Genomic DNA, 14,620 nt, shown 5'->3' on the forward strand with positions numbered 1-14,620 from the left:
GAAACGGCCCTAGTCTAAACATCGGTCACACCAGCCGAAGCGCCAGCATTCAGCAAGCGCTATCGCACCTCGATTAGGGCCGAATTGTGACAGTTTTTAAGGCAGGCAGGTCGCGCAAAGGCTTTGAAACGACCTTCGTGTTTCGGCATCGGCGCGGCCCCGGAAAAACGAGATCCTGCTCAGCTTTTCAAGCCCGCCAGAAGCTGGCCATAGGCGCTCTTGGCCACCGCAGCCAGCTGCTCGCGCGGCAGCGATCCGACGACGGCGCAGCCATAACCCTTGTCCAGCCAGTAGACGGCCTCAGGACCATTTTCCTCGGACCCATAGGTGCCCTTGGCCTTGGCCGCCGATTCGGCGATTACGAAGAGCGATATGCGCTCGCCCTTGTCGTCCTCGTAAAGCAGCATCGCGGCCTTGCCCTGGCCGGCAGGCAGCAGCCGGCCACCGACCAGTTGGAATCCCTGCGCCGCCAGATCTGGCGCCACCAGCTTCAAACCCACCTGGTTAGACAGCCAGTTCTGCAAATGATCCTTGTCGCTTGCCGGCACTTCCACAGCATGCCGCTTTTCAGCGGCATAGATGACGTGGGCGGCAATCGCCTCTTCGGCAAGCTGGTCCTCGGCCGTATTTTCCAGGCCGAGGCCGCCGATGCCGGCAAGATAGCCGCCAGCACCGCCAATCACCAGCATGGCGGCAGCGGCGGCCGCAAGCCACCAACGCGAGCGCGACGCCGCCGCCCTGACCACCGGCGCCTCGCCGAGCACCACCTTATTCAGCCGCACCGGGACGGGTTCGTCCAGCACGCCGTTAAAGGCCGCGCGCAATGCTGCCCGGTCGGCGGCGTAGCGTGCGCTCTTGGCCTTCATCTCGGCATTGGCGTCGAGCCATGCCTCATAGGCCGTCCGCTCGTCGCCCGGCAACTCGCCATCGAGCGCCATGTGAATGTCGCGTTCGGAGAAATCGCGCCGGCTCATTTCTCGACGATCCTTATCGATCGGCGGCGCGCGGTATCATCCAGCAGCGCGCGCAGTTCCTCACGCCCGCGCGCGATGCGCGACATCAAAGTGCCGGCGGGGACTCCAAGGATGTTGGCGGCTTCGGCATAGGAAAACCCTTCGATGGCGACCATCACAAGGGCCGCGCGCCGGTCTGGGCTGATCGCCTGCAGAGCCTCGACGATCTCGCGCGAGGCGATGCTCTCGACCTGCTCGGCGGGTGCTGCCTGCGCCTCGCTCGCCTCGAGCGGCAGCATCGCTGCCTCGCCGCGCCGGTTCACCTTGCGCATCTGGTCGATGAACAAATGATGCATGATCGTAAACAGCCACCTCCTGGGGCTTTCTCCTGTCTGCCAGTTGTCGAGCCGCACAAGTGCCCGCTCGAGACAATCCTGGACGAGATCGTCGGCGGAATCGCGGTCGCGCAACAGCGAGCGTGCATAGCGGCGCAGACGCGGTATTTCACCAAGGATTGCTGCCTTCTTTTCGTCCATGACCGCTGGTTCTGGAGCCCTGTCCGTGGTGATTGAACGCGCCTTCGCGGCGCGGCGCAAGCGGCCAGCGCGAAGCGGTCCGCCGCCCCGGTCACCCAAGCATCTGATTAACGCTGCCAGCGGCAGGTTTATTCCCGGCAGGATTGAGAGGCAAACAGAATCCCTCCCATCGCGAGCGACGCGACAAAGACCCGATATCCCGCCTTGGCACGTGCCGGAAGGCGCAGCGATCCAGACTCGAGCCGTCGAGTTCCTTCGCACACCCGCCGCCGCAAGGGGGGGAGATTGGCGGTTTCGGCGACAGCGCCTTTTCTGCATCCCTGGAAAATTGGCGAAGGCAGTAATAACAGCGATCTCCCCGCAAGTGGGGGAGATGTCCGGCAGGACAGAGGGGGCGCTGTCCAGGGCGCTGTCCCGCCGACATTGCCATCGGCAGATCACGCAATGTTTGATCGAAAGGAGCCAGAATCGGGATGGGTGAAACTTGCGGTTCCTCCCCTCCCACACTACCCAGCATACGGGTCCGTACAGGGCGGTTCGGCTGGTTATGCGGCTTTGGCAGGAGCCATGGCCGCCGGGCTTTCGGAAACGGCGTTCGCCGCACCGGCTTCGGTCCCTGCCCCGAGACGGTTGCGGGCTTCACCCGCTCCCACTTCAGGCTTCAGGGAAGGCCAGCTCCAGCTGGATTTTCCGCCGCATGGGCCAATGCGAGAACTCCGTCCTACTCGTCCTTCCAAACCGTTCGGGCCTTCGCCTCCGCGGCAAGCCCGGCGACTATTATGCCCTCTGCTGACTTCTGCACCGCGATCGGCGCGCCTCACGGCGGGCCCAGTCCGGAATCCCGGACACGGCACAGATCTCCCAAGGTAAGATCGACCGCCTTCCCCGCACACCCGCCAGATTTACCACCCCGGCCCTTGATGACCTTGGACTTCGCGGTCAGTTGCCCGCTCGTCCGGCCGGGTAGGCCTCATATCCGGTTCTTGTCCATCGGGTCGCGGTTTTGCTCCACACTTCCTTCAGACCCCGCCTCACGACGACGCCCTTGTGCTTCGATAACCCTTCGCCGCCATCAGGCTGGGTAGAGGACTTGCACCTCCGAGCTGTCGATCATGCTCGGCACACACAAAAACCCGCCTCGGCGGGCGGGTCGTTGGAGCCAATTGGCACCATACCCAAATTAGTACCATAGCTGCCGGCACAAAGCAAGAACAAAATACGTTGCGACCGGCAAAAAATGCGAATTCGCTTCGCCCTGTTCGCCTTTGAGGCCGCGTTCCTTCGCGCCCCCCTCTGCCCTGCCGGGCATCTCCCCCACAAGTGGGGAGATTGGCAGCTTCGGCGACAGCGCCTTTTCTGCATCCTTGGAAAATTGAGGAAGGCCGTGACTCCAGCGATCTCCCCTGATCCCTTAGGCCTCCCTCGCGGCCCTTGTCAGCAGCCGCTGATAAAACAAGCCGATGCCGATGAGCACCGCGCCGAGGCCGATGAAGGACAGCGCCCGCAACACACCTTCCAGCTCCGACATGTCGAAGACGAAGACCTTGAGCACGGCGACCGAGATCAGCGCCGCCGACGCAATGCGCAGCACCTGCGACCTCAGCCAGACACCGGCGGTGAGCAGCACCACGCCGATGACCAGCCAGAGCGCCGAATAGGTATAGGTCTCGAGCTGGCCGAGGCCGCTCCACAGGCCGATGAACTCACCCTTGAACAGCCTCCTGACCGACAGCGTCGCATAGGCGAAGGCGAGCACCGCCGCCACAACCGCCAGCATGGCCGCATACCATTTCGGCCGCTTGTCGCGGGTATAGAGCGCCAGTGCGCCTGTCGCGACTGCCGGCAAGAGGTAGGCGAGCAACAGAAGGTTGAACACCGGAATGCTGCCGGTCGATTCATCCGTCAGCAACGGGTTCAGCGCCAGAAAATGCTGGAGGACGATGAACGCGACCGAGACCACGCCCGCTGCAATCGAGCCGTAGCGCAGCACCGAACTTGGCGAGCGCATGTCGATGGCGACCAGGATGGCACCGCCACCGATGGCGATCAGCGTGTAGATCGCCTGTTCGGCAAGCGTCGCAGCAGCGGTATCGATGACGCCGCCATGCATGGCATGGCGCACCAGCATGGCGACGGTGAGCAGGGCGAACAGCGCGGCGCCGGCCTCCATTGCGAGGCGCGGCCGGCCATTGGTGGTGCGGGCAAGCTGCCAGGCGGCAAAACCGAAAGCGAGCGCCGGCACGCCATATCCAAGCAGCAGCCAGTTGAACACCGGCGTCTTCGACAGGAACTCGGCACCGACGATGGTCGGGTCGAAGACAGCGCGGCCGAGCACTGCAATCACCACACCAACGGAAATCCAGCCAAGCACCGGATAGCTGCGCCAGCGCGTCGCCAGCGCTGGCACAACGGCGGCTGCTCCGAGCAGGATGGTTGTCCAGCCGGACCCAAAGGCCATGTGCAGCATCAGCAGGCCGGCAATCGCCGCCCCGCCGAGCGCGAAGGAGACAGCAGTGCCGCCGGTTAGCGGCGGCGCTTCGCCGCGCGCTATCCACTCGCCGCCGGCGACGAAGACTCCGACCAAAACGGCTGCGACCGCCGCATAAGCAAGGTCTCGGTCGAGATTGCCGAAGGTAGACCAGAGCGCCAGCAGGATGACCAGTGGCGCGACAGCGCTCCAGGCCGCCCATGCGGCGGCGCGCAGCCAGCCAGAGGCCGCAAAACGGCGCGCCGCCCAAAAGCCGGCGCCGATGAAGACCAGGCCGAGCGCGATGCCGACCCTGAGCATCAAGGCATCGGACGCCACAACCGGCATGCCGTCGACGCCAAGAGCGCCACCCGAAAAATCGGAAGCGATCGTGGTCGGCGGAATGATGCCGAGATAGACCAGTACCGTCGCCAGCCCGGCGGCGTGCAGCAGTGCAAGCGCCCGCGGCCGGTAGAGCGCCACCGCCACCAGGGCTGCGACAAGGGCGGCCCCCGGCAATGCACCGCGGATGGCGGCGAAGGCCGGATCGACAAACAGGGCCAGCGCCGAAAGGCCGACGAAGAAGCCCGGCGCGATCGACGGCCAGTCGAAGCCGCTGCCGGCGACCGCTTCGTCGCGGCGGCCAAGCCAGACGAAGGCGAGCACGGCCAGTGTCACCACGTCGATAAAGAGGATGACGGCAAGGTTCGCCCCCGGCGCGTCGGTCATGTAGAAGATGGTCCAGATGCCCGTGGCGACGAAGGCTGCGGCCATCAAAAGCCTCCAGTCGCGGATGCGGGCAATGACGCCGGTGGCGGCGAGCACGATCGCCAGATAGCCAAACAGCGCCCACGGATTGGGCGCCTGCGAGGCGACCAGCAGCGGCGTCACCATGGCACCGAGCAGGCCGACGCCGGCCAGCGCCTGACCGTGGACCAGGCTTGCCGCGATCGTCGCCACCCCGATGGCGCCGAGCAGCGTGAAAGCGAGCGTCGGGCCGATGAAGCCGTAAATACTGTACGCGGCGTAGACGGTACCGAACAGGATGAAAGCGCCGGCCGCCGTCAGGATCGCCGGGATATAGGCACCGGCGGCACCTTGCACCGGCACCCTGAAGCCGGTGCGCCGGATGAACTCGCCGCTGGCGACCAGCACCAGCCCGAGTGCCGCCGCCATGACAAGCCGCACGCGTGGCCCGAAAATGCCGGCCTCGATGGTGTAGCGGATCAGAAACAAGCCACCCAGCGCCAGCGCGATGCCGCCGACCCAGACCGCCCAGCGGGTACCGAGCGCCGTTTCGACGTCGGACTGGCGAGCTGCCTTCGCCGCTGTCGCCGGTTGCGCCGACTCCGGCGCGGACGGCGCCGTTGTATCGGCATCGGCCTCTGTAGCTGACACGACCGCTGCGGTCCGTGGCGATACGGCCATGTCGGCTGCGGCCGCAAGCGGGATTGCGGCATCCGCCGGTTTGCTGTCGTTTGCAGCCGGTTCCTTGGCTTGCGGCGGCAGCGCAGGCGTGCCCGAAAGCACAAGGCTGCGCAAGGCGCCAAGCTCGCGCTCGATCAGGCCGATGCGGCTCTGCTGGCGTGAAATGATGACGAACAGCGCGATGATGGCGACGAGGCCAATCAGGCTTTCAAACATGGCGGTTCCCCCAAACCAGGCCAGTTGTCACTGACATTCAATGTTCAGTGACATTCAAATGCGGCGGCCAAACGGCCGGTCCATTCAACGTGCCGCCAGATTGGCCGGAAAGATCGAGCATGTTTCGGTGCCGAAAGCCAGCAGCTTGCCGTTGGCGTCCTTCAGCGCCGCTTCCGAAACCGTCAGCGTGCGGCCCTTGTGCACCACTTTGCCCTCGCACACCACCTCGCCCGTCCTTGGCGTGATCGGCCGCGTCAAATTCACTTTGAACTCGGCCGTCGCATAGGCCTCGCCCACTTGCGAAATGGTGCCAAGGCCGAGCGGCGAAACGTTTTCGGGATCAGGTTCAACTTCGCTCATCTGGTGGTTTCCCCGGTGGCGGTTTCCCCGGCGCTTGCCTTGCCGGATTCATGGCCGGGTGAATGATGCCTGCGCAAGGCGGCGAGAAACCCGGCGCGGGCGCCGGGAGGCTCGATGCCGCGCGGTTCGTAGACATGGCGGGTCAAAAAGAAGCCGGTCAGCCGGAAGGCGTCCTCGATCGCCGCCGGATCGGCGCGCAGCCCGGAGCCGCGCTGCAGGAAGGCAGGCAGCGCCAGCATCTTATCGCGCCACGGCGCGCCCGCCGCCCGCGACACGGCGCGGCCGGATTTCGGCGAGACATAGGCAAGGTCCTGCCTGGTGCCGGTCGCCGCACACTGGCTGAGATCGAGGCCGAAACCGAGTTCGTCGAGTACCAGCAGCTCGAAGCGGGCCACCAGCTCGCCGGCGGCATCGGCATCGTCGAGATGAGCGATCATCACCGCAAGCGTCTCGTAAAGGCCGCCATGGGCGTCACGCTCGGGCAGAAGACGCAAATGCGCGGCCATCGTCTGCAGGCCGTAGACGGCAACGGCGCTGTCCATCAGCCGGGCGGCGTTCATCTCGATGGCCTCGACCTGGAAGGTGCCGAGATGCTCGTCGAGCCGCGCCCGCCACAACAGGTCGACGCGATTGCCGGGCTGCAAGACAGGCTGCTGTTTGCGCGAACGGCCGCCGCGCACGAGACCGAGATGGCGGCCATGCGCGCGCGTCATCACCTCGAGAATGGCGCTGGTTTCGCCATGCTTGCGGGTGCCGAGAATGATTCCCTCGTCGCGCCATTCCATGACGAGAGCTTGTCACCGGTTGGATGGCGAAATCAAGATGAGCGACGTATCCGCCGCCAAACCAAAACGGGCCGTAGCGTATCGCTACGGGCCGTTTTTTCGAGATCGTCGTTGATCAGAACGAGCGCTGGAAGCGGAAGATGCCGCCGATTGCGTCGGCATCGTCGGCATCGAAATTGTCGTAATAATCGACTTCGGCGGTGATCGTGTAACCAGGAACGATGGTGTAGGCGACGTTGGCCGCAACGGCGAAGTCTTGGTCGTCGGTATAGGAGACCTGGGCGTTCAAAGAGGTCTTCTTGTTGACGGCATAGCTGCCGCCGCCCCAGACGGCAAAGTTGCCAGTCCACGGCTTGTAGAAGTTCTTCGCGACGTTGTCGTCGCTGCCGTAGCCCGCCATCACGAACAGGGTCAGGTCAGTAATCGGCTTGACGTCGAGGCGAGCTTTGCCGGCCCATTCTTCTGACGTGCTGTTATAGGCGCCGACCGCAGTGATCGCACCCCAGTCGCCCTTGTATTTCACGCCGCCGACGACAAACGGAACGTAGCTGTCGATCGACTGGTCAGCGCCGGAGCCCGTTTCGACCGAGGCGACTGCCGTAAAGCCATTACCGCCGTCGAAATAGTAACTGATCAGGTTGGTGTCCTTGGTGCCGTAAGGAATGATAGTGTCCTGGACGACGTTGCCGGCGTAACCGATGAACGAATCATAGACAGTTTCATCCTTACCGACGCGGAAACCTCCAAGCTGGATCCAGGCGAAGTTCAGGGTAACCGCCTTGTTGTCCTGCACGCTGAAATCAACACCGCTCACGGTGTGTTTGGTGTTGCCGAAGTTGAAACGGGTCTCGGTATAGGTCTTCAACGTGCCGAACTCGGTCTCCTGGCCGGTCCACGTCTTCAGATTGAAGCGGGCATTCTTGTTCCAGGTCTGCTGCTCGTCACCGTCCAAAAGGTCATGTGTCGTCGCGCCATCGAAAACGCGGCCGGCGTCGCCGAAGCTGGCGTCATAGCGGACATAGCCGCCGATGCGCAGGCAGATTTCGGTGCCGGGGACGTAGTAGTAGCCGGCGCCGTAGACGTCGCAAATCTTGACGTATTCGGCGGGTTCCGGCTCGGCGACCACAACAGCGTCGGCGGCGCGCGCACCGGAGACCGCGACGAATGCCGCGGCTGAGCCGAGAAGAAGGCTCTTGATATTCATTTTCTGACCTCTCCAGTCAAAGTTAAAAATGGCTTTGGATTCATGGGTTGAACGGCTGAACGCCTCACCCACGTCGAAAAAGGCGCGCACCGCACCCCCTCTTCAGGCGGCGAACATACTCATCCGCATTCCAGTCTCAATGACGATTCCGAAAATAATCAATGTTTGTATAGCAGAATAAATTCATGTTGCACAAATATCACTTTATATTTCCTTCACATTTGCCCCCGGCACAAACGAGACACTGTCACAATTGTACAAAAATATACTTATGCCATTAGCCGGCAAACCGATACGAATCCGACATACATTCCTTCTACGTGTTCTTTTTTGGAATAGACTTCTAACGTTGGCAGCGAGGTCAAGGCGACTTCGCCATCGCTGCGTTCTGTGCGGCAAGAACGACTTCCGCCACCAGATCCCGTTTGAGCATTTCAATGGGAATACGTCCGGCGAGGCCGGGCGCGGGGCCGATCAGCCACGACCAGGCATGCCGTGGATCGGGCATCGCGGATAACACTTCCTTGATACCCGACGCCGGCCTGCCGTCGATGAACTGGGCCAGGGGAAATACATGTTTGCGGCCACCGGTGCGCAACGCAACGACCGTGCCGCTCCGCTGCCAGCGATGCAGGGTCGAGCGCGATATGTCGAGATTTTGCTGCAGGAACGTCGACCCGGCGACCCGACCGGCCCAGTCCTCGACCCGCATCGAGTCGAGGTCGCCCGTTCCGGCCAGGCGTTGGATGTCTGCCCCTTGGCCTTCGTGCGCCGTCGACAGATGCGTCCGGGCACGGCGTTCCGCAGCTTCGGCTGCCAATATCCGCACGAAACGCGACGCCATGCCGGGTAATCTTTCCTGCATGGTGTCGATCGCACTGATGTCGGTCGGCGCAAGCAAAGCCACGGCGGCGGCAACGGCGCCGGCGACCCTGCCCGCTGCAACGACCGCATCGCTGTTCGTCACCTTGCCTTGCCGCGCCAGCACGCGCTCGATCTCAACAGCGACGGCGCTTGCAAACTCGATCTGACGGATGGGGTCGATGCGATTCCAAGTCCCGGTCATGTCCTGATCTGGCTGTTTGCCTGCCGGATCCGGTTTGCTCGGAAGCGGGTCTTTCGCACAGCCTATAGGCAGGGTGTATGACGGAGAGACGACAAACGGGAACCACGCACGGTCGCAGTATCGGCAGGAGTTCCATTCGATCTACTGGCCGATTTTGCATGAAATATCGGAAATTTCTCAGAACCCGCTCAGGATTTCCCGTCGCGCCGGTACCAATAAGGAACGGGTCGACCGACGTGGTCGGCGCATAGCCTCCCGAATGATTCGGCGGCTGTTCAAGATGCAAGTCGACCGATCAGGCACCCCGGCGACCTCTGGGCCTGGAGCAACATTCCAGCTGTCATTGAGATACTGCCGATCATCGCGCTTTATGCGGTCTTCAGCGGCCCGCTTGGCGAAGAGCCGGGATGGCGCGGCTTTGCGACACCGCGTCTGCTAGCCAAGCATTCGGCGCTGGCCGGAAGTCTGATCCTCGGCGCTATCCGGGCGATCTGGCATTTTCCGCTCGGCCTGGTCGGCGATCTCAGCGTCTATGGCACAGTCAACGTTGTGCTAGCGGCAGTGGTATTTACCTGGCTCTATCAGAACACCGGTAGCGTGCTTCTCGCCATTCTGATGCATGTCACCCATCAGAACAGCGTACGCTTCCTGGGCAAGGTGTTCATCGACGCCGACCATGTGCAGCAGCAATGGATCGGTGTTGCGATCTGGGCGGTGGCTGCGGTCGCCATCGTTGCCGTCTACGGCACCGAGAGCTTCGCCCGCAGGTCGGCAACGCAGCTTGCTGGCGCCGTTTAATCACGGCGCCTCTGACGCAGAACATCTTGCCGACGGCGTGTCGCTGGCACTTGGGCAATCCTGAGGCGGCCAACAGGCCGCTCTGCGGATCGCCCAAACAGGCTCAGTGCGGAAATTCGAGCCCCATTTCACGGTAGCGCTCGGGATCGTCGCCCCAGTTCTCGCGCACCTTGACGAACAGGAAGAGGTGCACCTTCTGCTCGAGTATGCCTGCGATTTCCATGCGCGCGGCCTGGCCGATGGCGCGGATCGTCTCGCCCTTATGGCCGAGCACGATCTTCTTCTGGCTGTCACGCTCGACATAGATTGTCTGGTCGATGCGCACCGAGCCGTCCTTCTTCTCTTCCCATTTCTCGGTCTCGATGTGGGAGGAATAAGGCAGTTCCTGATGCAGCCTGAGATAGAGCTTTTCGCGGGTGATCTCGGCCGCGAGCTGGCGCATCGGCAGGTCGGAGATCTGGTCCTCCGGATAGTACCAGGGGCCGGCCGGCAAGGTCTCGGCGAGATAGTCGAGCAGGTCCTTGCAGCCGGACCCGGTCAGCGCCGAAACCATGAAGGTGCGCTTGAACGGCACCCTTTCGTTGGCTGCCGCCGACAATGCCAGCAACGTCTCGTGCTTGACCCGATCGACCTTGTTGAGGATCAACACCATCGGCTGCCGGACATCCTTCAGCCGCTCGAGGATGGCGTCGGCATCGCCCCGGATGCCGCGCTCGGCATCGATCAAGAGCAGCACGATATCGGCGTCCTTGGCACCGCCCCACGCTGTGGTCACCATCGCGGTGTCCAGCCGGCGCTTCGGCTTGAATATGCCCGGCGTGTCGACGAAGACGATCTGCGCGTTGTTGTGGGTGGCAATGCCGCGCACGATAGCGCGCGTGGTCTGCACCTTGTGCGTCACGATCGACACCTTGGCGCCGACCAATTGGTTGACCAGCGTCGATTTCCCCGCATTGGGCGCGCCGATCAGCGCGACGAAGCCGGAGCGGGTAGCGGGAGCTTCTGTTGCCGGAGCTTCGGTGGCGGTCATGCGGCACTCCCTTGATCGAGCCAGACGCCTTCCCGCTGCAGAAGTGCCGCGGCTGCAGCCTGCTCCGCCTCGCGCTTGGAGCGCCCGCTGCCGGTCGCCGGCGGATAGGCGCCAACCTTGACACTAACGGTGAACAGCGGATCGTGGTCCGGTCCCTCGCGGCTGTCGATTATGTAAACCGGCACTGCGCCTGCCGCCTGATGCGCCCATTCCTGGAGTTCGGTTTTCGCATCGCGACGGGCGGCGTCAATGGCTTGCGAGCGCGGCTGCCAATATCTGTGGATGAAGGCACGGGCCGCTTCCAACCCTCCGTCGAGATAGAGCACGGCGATCAGCGATTCCAATGCATCGGCGCGCAGATTGACGCGCTTGCGCCCGTCGAGGCCGCGTACGTCCGAACCGGCGCGAATAAGTTCCGGCAGGCCGATCTCCTCGGCAATTTCCGCCAGGGCTTCAGCGTTGACCAGAGCGTTCAATCTCAGCGACAGCTCACCCTCGGCGGCGTCGGGAAATGCCGCCAGCAGCATATCGGCAACGACAAGGCCGAGAACGCGGTCGCCCAGGAATTCGAAACGTTCGTAGTCGACGCCGGCGTGACTGCCGCGAGCACTGGCATGGGTCAGCGCCCGCTGCAGGCGCTGATGGTCGCCAAAACTGTGGCCGGTGCGCTCCCTGAGCGCCTCGGCGAGCGCATCGGCGGTCAGCCGTTTCGTCGCCGCCATGGCCCTAATTGACGAAATGGAACAGGCGCGAGGCGCGCATCAGTGACGGCCATTTCCAGATTTCGAGCGGGCTGGCGCTGCCGCCGATCGAGAAGAAAATGAGGTTGGCGCGGCCGACCAAATTCTCGTCCGGCACGAACCCGACGGTGAAGCGGCTGTCCGACGAGTTGTCGCGATTGTCGCCCATCATGAAATAGTGACCGGGCGGCACCTTGAACTCTTTGGTATTGTCGCCGATCGAAGCCTGCGTCAGGTCGAGCGTGTCGTAGCTGATGCCGTTCGGCAGCGTCTCGCGATAGACATCGACCGGCCTGTTCTCCTCGGTGACGTCGCGGTTGTCGATCTGCCCGACCTTGACGCGCGGCACGCCCACGTCGTTGATGAAGAGCTGGCCATCCTTGACCTGGATCTTGTCGCCCGGCAGGCCGACGACGCGCTTGATATAATCGACAGAAGGATCCGGCGGAAACTTGAACACCACCACGTCGCCGCGCTTCGGCTCTGAGCCCCAGATGCGGCCCGAAAAGATGTTCGGCCCGAACGGCAGTGAATAGCGGGAGAAGCCGTAGGACCACTTGGTGACGAAGAGATAGTCGCCTTCGAGCAAAGTCGGCCGCATCGACCCGGACGGGATCGAGAACGGCTGGAACAGGAGCGTGCGGATGACCAGCGCAAGCAGCAGGGCCTGGACTATGACGCTGACGGTTTCGCCAAGTCCGCCGGATTTCTTCTGGGTTTTTTCAGCCACGCTCATGTCGTCCTCGATTGTGCGTTGGATGGTATAGAGTCTCGGCGCGCGCTGGGCAACGTCATGCCGGTGGTCAGATGCAATCAATGTGGCGCTTCTTCGACCGGCAACGCTTCAATGATCACAAAGGCTTGAGCGAGCGGAAAATCATCGGTGATGGTGAGGTGGATCACCGCGCGGTGCCCTTCAGGCAGAATTTCGTCCAGCCGCGCTGCCGCCCCATTGGTCAGCGCCATGGTCGGCTTGCCGCTGGCCAGGTTGACGACCCCCATGTCGCGCCAGAACACACCCTGCGCCAGACCGGTACCCAATGCCTTGGCGCAGGCTTCCTTGGCAGCGAAACGCTTGGCGTAGGAGGCCGCACGCGCCGCGCGGTTTTCGGAGCGCGCCTGTTCGATCTCGGTGTAGATGCGCTGGATGAAGCGTTGGCCATGGCGTTCCAGCGACTTCTCGATGCGTCTGATGTCGATGAGGTCGCTGCCGATACCGATAATCATTCGGCAGGAACTTCCGGCCCGGTTTTTCCAGCCTTTGCCGCTCTTTCGGCCAGCCGCTTGCGGCGCTGCTCGTGGAAGGTGACCATGCCCCAGCGGGTGATACCGTAAAACAGCAGGCCGAAAACCAGGCCGAGCGGTATTGCGCCGATCGTCATCGGCTTCAGCACCGGTCCCCACAATTGCGCAAAGGAAAGATTATGCAGCATGTCGCCGAGATGCGCGGGCGGGCCATGCGCCGGTAGGTGTTCATGCAGGATCAGCTTGCCGACCTCCCAGGAGGCGGCCCATAGCAGCGGAAAGGTCAGGGGGTTGCCGAAGACCGTGCCGAGTGCTGCCGCGACCAGATTGCCGGCGATCAGCCAGCACAGGATGGCAGCAATGATGAAGTGAAAGCCAAGCGGGAAAAACGACGCGAATACGCCCGCCGCAACACCGGCGGCCACGGCATGCGGCGTGGCCCTAAGCCGCAGGATGCGTTTGGAGAAATACCGCAGCGAGCGCGAGAACGAGCGGCGCGGCCACAAATAAGTACGCACCCGCTCGAAAAAACCATCAGGCTTGCGCCGTCGAAAAAGCACTCTGTTCCTGTTCCTAGTTCCATCGATGGCTTCACGCCGGCCTTTCCAGCCAGGCGCGACAGCCTATGCTGCGCTCTGCGGTCGCCGAAAAGCAACTACGACTTTGATATAGCGATGCGCTGGCCGAAGAACAACGAGGCCGAGGGCATCCGCTCGGTGGCCGGTCGCGCCAGCCTTGGGTATCGCCGTTCTGAACAGGGCATGATCGCGGCGAATTTAAGGAGCGTCACTTAGGATCGATATTCGCTGACCTCGACGAGGTTGCCGTCCGGATCGCGGAAATAGACCGACATCATCGCGCCCCGGGCGCCGACACGCTCGACCGGGCCGACCTCTATCACCACACCATTGGCGGCGAGGTTGGCACATATCTCGGCGAGCGGCCGGGCAGCAATCAAGCAGAAATCTCCGGAGCCCGGCGTCGGCGCCTTGGCCTTCGGCTCGAAGGTACGCCCGACCTCATGCACATTGATCTTCTGCGTTCCAAACAGCAGCGCCGTTGGTCGGTCCGGCTCGTCGAGGCGCTTGAAGCCAAGCACCCGCTGATAGAAGGCGCAGGTATCGTCCACCGAACGAACTGTCAGCACGAAATGATCGATGCCGGCAATCATGGCAGCGCCTCAGTCATATATTGCGGCTGCCCGGCTTGATCGCCGGTATGGCGGCGAGCTCGGGCGGCAGCATGTCGGCTGGATAGGCCGGAACTTCATATTCGGCGAGCGCGATCAGCGGCACGCCGACATCGGTCTTGCCGGCCGAGCGGTCGATGATGCATGCGGCGGCAACGACTTCGGCGCCAAGGCCGCGCAGGCAGTCGATGGTCTCGCGGATCGACAGGCCGGTGGTGACGATGTCCTCGACAATGACGACGCGCGATCCCTTGGCGATCTCGAAGCGGCGCAGCCTGAATTCGCCCCCTTCCCGCTCGACCCAGATCGCCGGCGCACCAAGATGGCGCGAGGTCTCATAGGCCGGGATCAGCCCGCCGATCGCCGGGCCGACGACGTAGTCGATCCTGCCGGGCACGCCAGTGCGGATCTTTTCGGCGAGCGCCTTGCACAAGCGCTCGGTCTTGTCGGCATGCATGAAAACGCGCGCCTTCTGCAGGAAGACCGGGCTGCGCAGGCCCGACGTCAGGATGAAATGCCCTTCGAGAACGGCGCCGGCCTCGCGGAAAATGCCCAGCACTTCATCGGTGTTCATCGTTCACTCCATGTCCATGGTGAATGGTG

General features: G+C 63.1%; 15 protein-coding genes. 1 reads left to right on the forward strand and 14 read right to left on the reverse strand.

Features of this window, described 5'->3' with window-relative positions:
* Positions 1-179: 179 nt before the first annotated feature.
* The 7 genes from NKI16_RS13790 to NKI16_RS13820 all read right to left on the reverse strand — a co-directional run bounded on the left by NKI16_RS13790 (position 180) and on the right by NKI16_RS13820 (position 9,015).
* Complete coding sequence (locus NKI16_RS13790; protein WP_352569633.1) at positions 180-974, reverse strand: anti-sigma factor family protein; 795 nt, start codon at positions 972-974, stop codon at positions 180-182.
* Positions 971-1,489: a sigma-70 family RNA polymerase sigma factor gene (locus NKI16_RS13795; protein ID WP_352622556.1), complete on the reverse strand. Its 519-nt coding sequence runs from the start codon at positions 1,487-1,489 to the stop codon at positions 971-973. The genes NKI16_RS13790 and NKI16_RS13795 overlap by 4 nt, the downstream gene beginning before the upstream one ends.
* A gap of 1,411 nt (positions 1,490-2,900) precedes the next feature.
* Entirely contained in the window at positions 2,901-5,600 is a 2,700-nt protein-coding gene (locus tag NKI16_RS13800; RefSeq protein ID WP_352622554.1) for a DUF2339 domain-containing protein, read from the reverse strand.
* An 84-nt stretch (positions 5,601-5,684) separates the two neighbouring features.
* Positions 5,685-5,960 carry a PaaI family thioesterase gene (locus NKI16_RS13805; protein ID WP_023677761.1) on the reverse strand — a complete coding sequence of 92 codons (276 nt, stop codon included), beginning with the start codon at positions 5,958-5,960 and terminating at the stop codon, positions 5,685-5,687.
* Positions 5,957-6,745: a DNA repair protein RecO gene (gene recO / locus NKI16_RS13810; protein ID WP_352622552.1), complete on the reverse strand. Its 789-nt coding sequence runs from the start codon at positions 6,743-6,745 to the stop codon at positions 5,957-5,959. The genes NKI16_RS13805 and recO overlap by 4 nt, the downstream gene beginning before the upstream one ends.
* A 115-nt stretch (positions 6,746-6,860) precedes the next feature.
* Positions 6,861-7,949 carry a porin gene (locus tag NKI16_RS13815; RefSeq protein ID WP_352622550.1) on the reverse strand — a complete coding sequence of 363 codons (1,089 nt, stop codon included), beginning with the start codon at positions 7,947-7,949 and terminating at the stop codon, positions 6,861-6,863.
* Between the two features lie 361 nt (positions 7,950-8,310).
* Complete coding sequence (locus tag NKI16_RS13820) at positions 8,311-9,015, reverse strand: antitoxin Xre/MbcA/ParS-like domain-containing protein (RefSeq protein ID WP_352622548.1); 705 nt, start codon at positions 9,013-9,015, stop codon at positions 8,311-8,313.
* Positions 9,016-9,375: 360 nt separating this feature from the next.
* Here NKI16_RS13820 and NKI16_RS13825 point away from each other — a divergent pair, with 360 nt between their 5' ends.
* Positions 9,376-9,813, forward strand: a complete 438-nt coding sequence (locus tag NKI16_RS13825; RefSeq protein ID WP_352782835.1) for a CPBP family intramembrane glutamic endopeptidase — start codon at positions 9,376-9,378, stop codon at positions 9,811-9,813.
* Positions 9,814-9,916: 103 nt separating this feature from the next.
* Here NKI16_RS13825 and era read toward each other — a convergent pair whose 3' ends face one another.
* The 7 genes from era to pyrE form a co-directional block, all read right to left on the reverse strand.
* Positions 9,917-10,843: a GTPase Era gene (gene era / locus NKI16_RS13830; RefSeq protein ID WP_023677765.1), complete on the reverse strand. Its 927-nt coding sequence runs from the start codon at positions 10,841-10,843 to the stop codon at positions 9,917-9,919.
* Positions 10,840-11,565: a ribonuclease III gene (gene rnc, locus NKI16_RS13835; RefSeq protein ID WP_352471048.1), complete on the reverse strand. Its 726-nt coding sequence runs from the start codon at positions 11,563-11,565 to the stop codon at positions 10,840-10,842. The genes era and rnc overlap by 4 nt, the downstream gene beginning before the upstream one ends.
* A 4-nt stretch (positions 11,566-11,569) precedes the next feature.
* Positions 11,570-12,319, reverse strand: coding sequence for a signal peptidase I (lepB, locus tag NKI16_RS13840; RefSeq protein WP_352622546.1), 750 nt, complete (start codon positions 12,317-12,319; stop codon positions 11,570-11,572).
* Positions 12,320-12,396: 77 nt separating this feature from the next.
* Entirely contained in the window at positions 12,397-12,810 is a 414-nt protein-coding gene (gene acpS, locus NKI16_RS13845) for a holo-ACP synthase (protein ID WP_023719885.1), read from the reverse strand.
* Positions 12,807-13,388, reverse strand: coding sequence for a DUF2062 domain-containing protein (locus tag NKI16_RS13850; protein WP_023677769.1), 582 nt, complete (start codon positions 13,386-13,388; stop codon positions 12,807-12,809). The genes acpS and NKI16_RS13850 overlap by 4 nt, the downstream gene beginning before the upstream one ends.
* A 230-nt stretch (positions 13,389-13,618) precedes the next feature.
* Positions 13,619-13,999 (reverse strand): VOC family protein, encoded by a 381-nt coding sequence (locus NKI16_RS13855; RefSeq protein WP_023677770.1) that lies wholly within the window; start codon positions 13,997-13,999, stop codon positions 13,619-13,621.
* 13 nt (positions 14,000-14,012) lie between these two features.
* Positions 14,013-14,591: an orotate phosphoribosyltransferase gene (gene pyrE, locus NKI16_RS13860; RefSeq protein WP_352449004.1), complete on the reverse strand. Its 579-nt coding sequence runs from the start codon at positions 14,589-14,591 to the stop codon at positions 14,013-14,015.
* Positions 14,592-14,620 lie beyond the last annotated feature (29 nt).

It is taken from the genome of Mesorhizobium sp. M0698 (genome assembly GCF_040320455.1).
In the GTDB taxonomy this organism is placed as follows: Bacteria; Pseudomonadota; Alphaproteobacteria; order Rhizobiales; family Rhizobiaceae; genus Mesorhizobium.

Bases quoted from the DNA above. Each gene is read 5' to 3' on its own strand.
- era (WP_023677765.1), bottom strand. From the start codon at position 10,843: ATGACCGCCACCGAAGCTCCGGCAACAGAAGCTCCCGCTACCCGCTCC.
- NKI16_RS13790 (WP_352569633.1), bottom strand. From the start codon at position 974: ATGAGCCGGCGCGATTTCTCCGAACGCGACATTCACATGGCGCTCGAT.
- lepB (WP_352622546.1), bottom strand. From the start codon at position 12,319: ATGAGCGTGGCTGAAAAAACCCAGAAGAAATCCGGCGGACTTGGCGAA.
- NKI16_RS13800 (WP_352622554.1), bottom strand. From the start codon at position 5,600: ATGTTTGAAAGCCTGATTGGCCTCGTCGCCATCATCGCGCTGTTCGTC.
- rnc (WP_352471048.1), bottom strand. From the start codon at position 11,565: ATGGCGGCGACGAAACGGCTGACCGCCGATGCGCTCGCCGAGGCGCTC.
- pyrE (WP_352449004.1), bottom strand. From the start codon at position 14,591: ATGAACACCGATGAAGTGCTGGGCATTTTCCGCGAGGCCGGCGCCGTT.
- recO (WP_352622552.1), bottom strand. From the start codon at position 6,745: ATGGAATGGCGCGACGAGGGAATCATTCTCGGCACCCGCAAGCATGGC.
- NKI16_RS13795 (WP_352622556.1), bottom strand. From the start codon at position 1,489: ATGGACGAAAAGAAGGCAGCAATCCTTGGTGAAATACCGCGTCTGCGC.
- NKI16_RS13815 (WP_352622550.1), bottom strand. From the start codon at position 7,949: ATGAATATCAAGAGCCTTCTTCTCGGCTCAGCCGCGGCATTCGTCGCG.
- acpS (WP_023719885.1), bottom strand. From the start codon at position 12,810: ATGATTATCGGTATCGGCAGCGACCTCATCGACATCAGACGCATCGAG.
- NKI16_RS13805 (WP_023677761.1), bottom strand. From the start codon at position 5,960: ATGAGCGAAGTTGAACCTGATCCCGAAAACGTTTCGCCGCTCGGCCTT.
- NKI16_RS13855 (WP_023677770.1), bottom strand. From the start codon at position 13,999: ATGATTGCCGGCATCGATCATTTCGTGCTGACAGTTCGTTCGGTGGAC.
- NKI16_RS13820 (WP_352622548.1), bottom strand. From the start codon at position 9,015: ATGACCGGGACTTGGAATCGCATCGACCCCATCCGTCAGATCGAGTTT.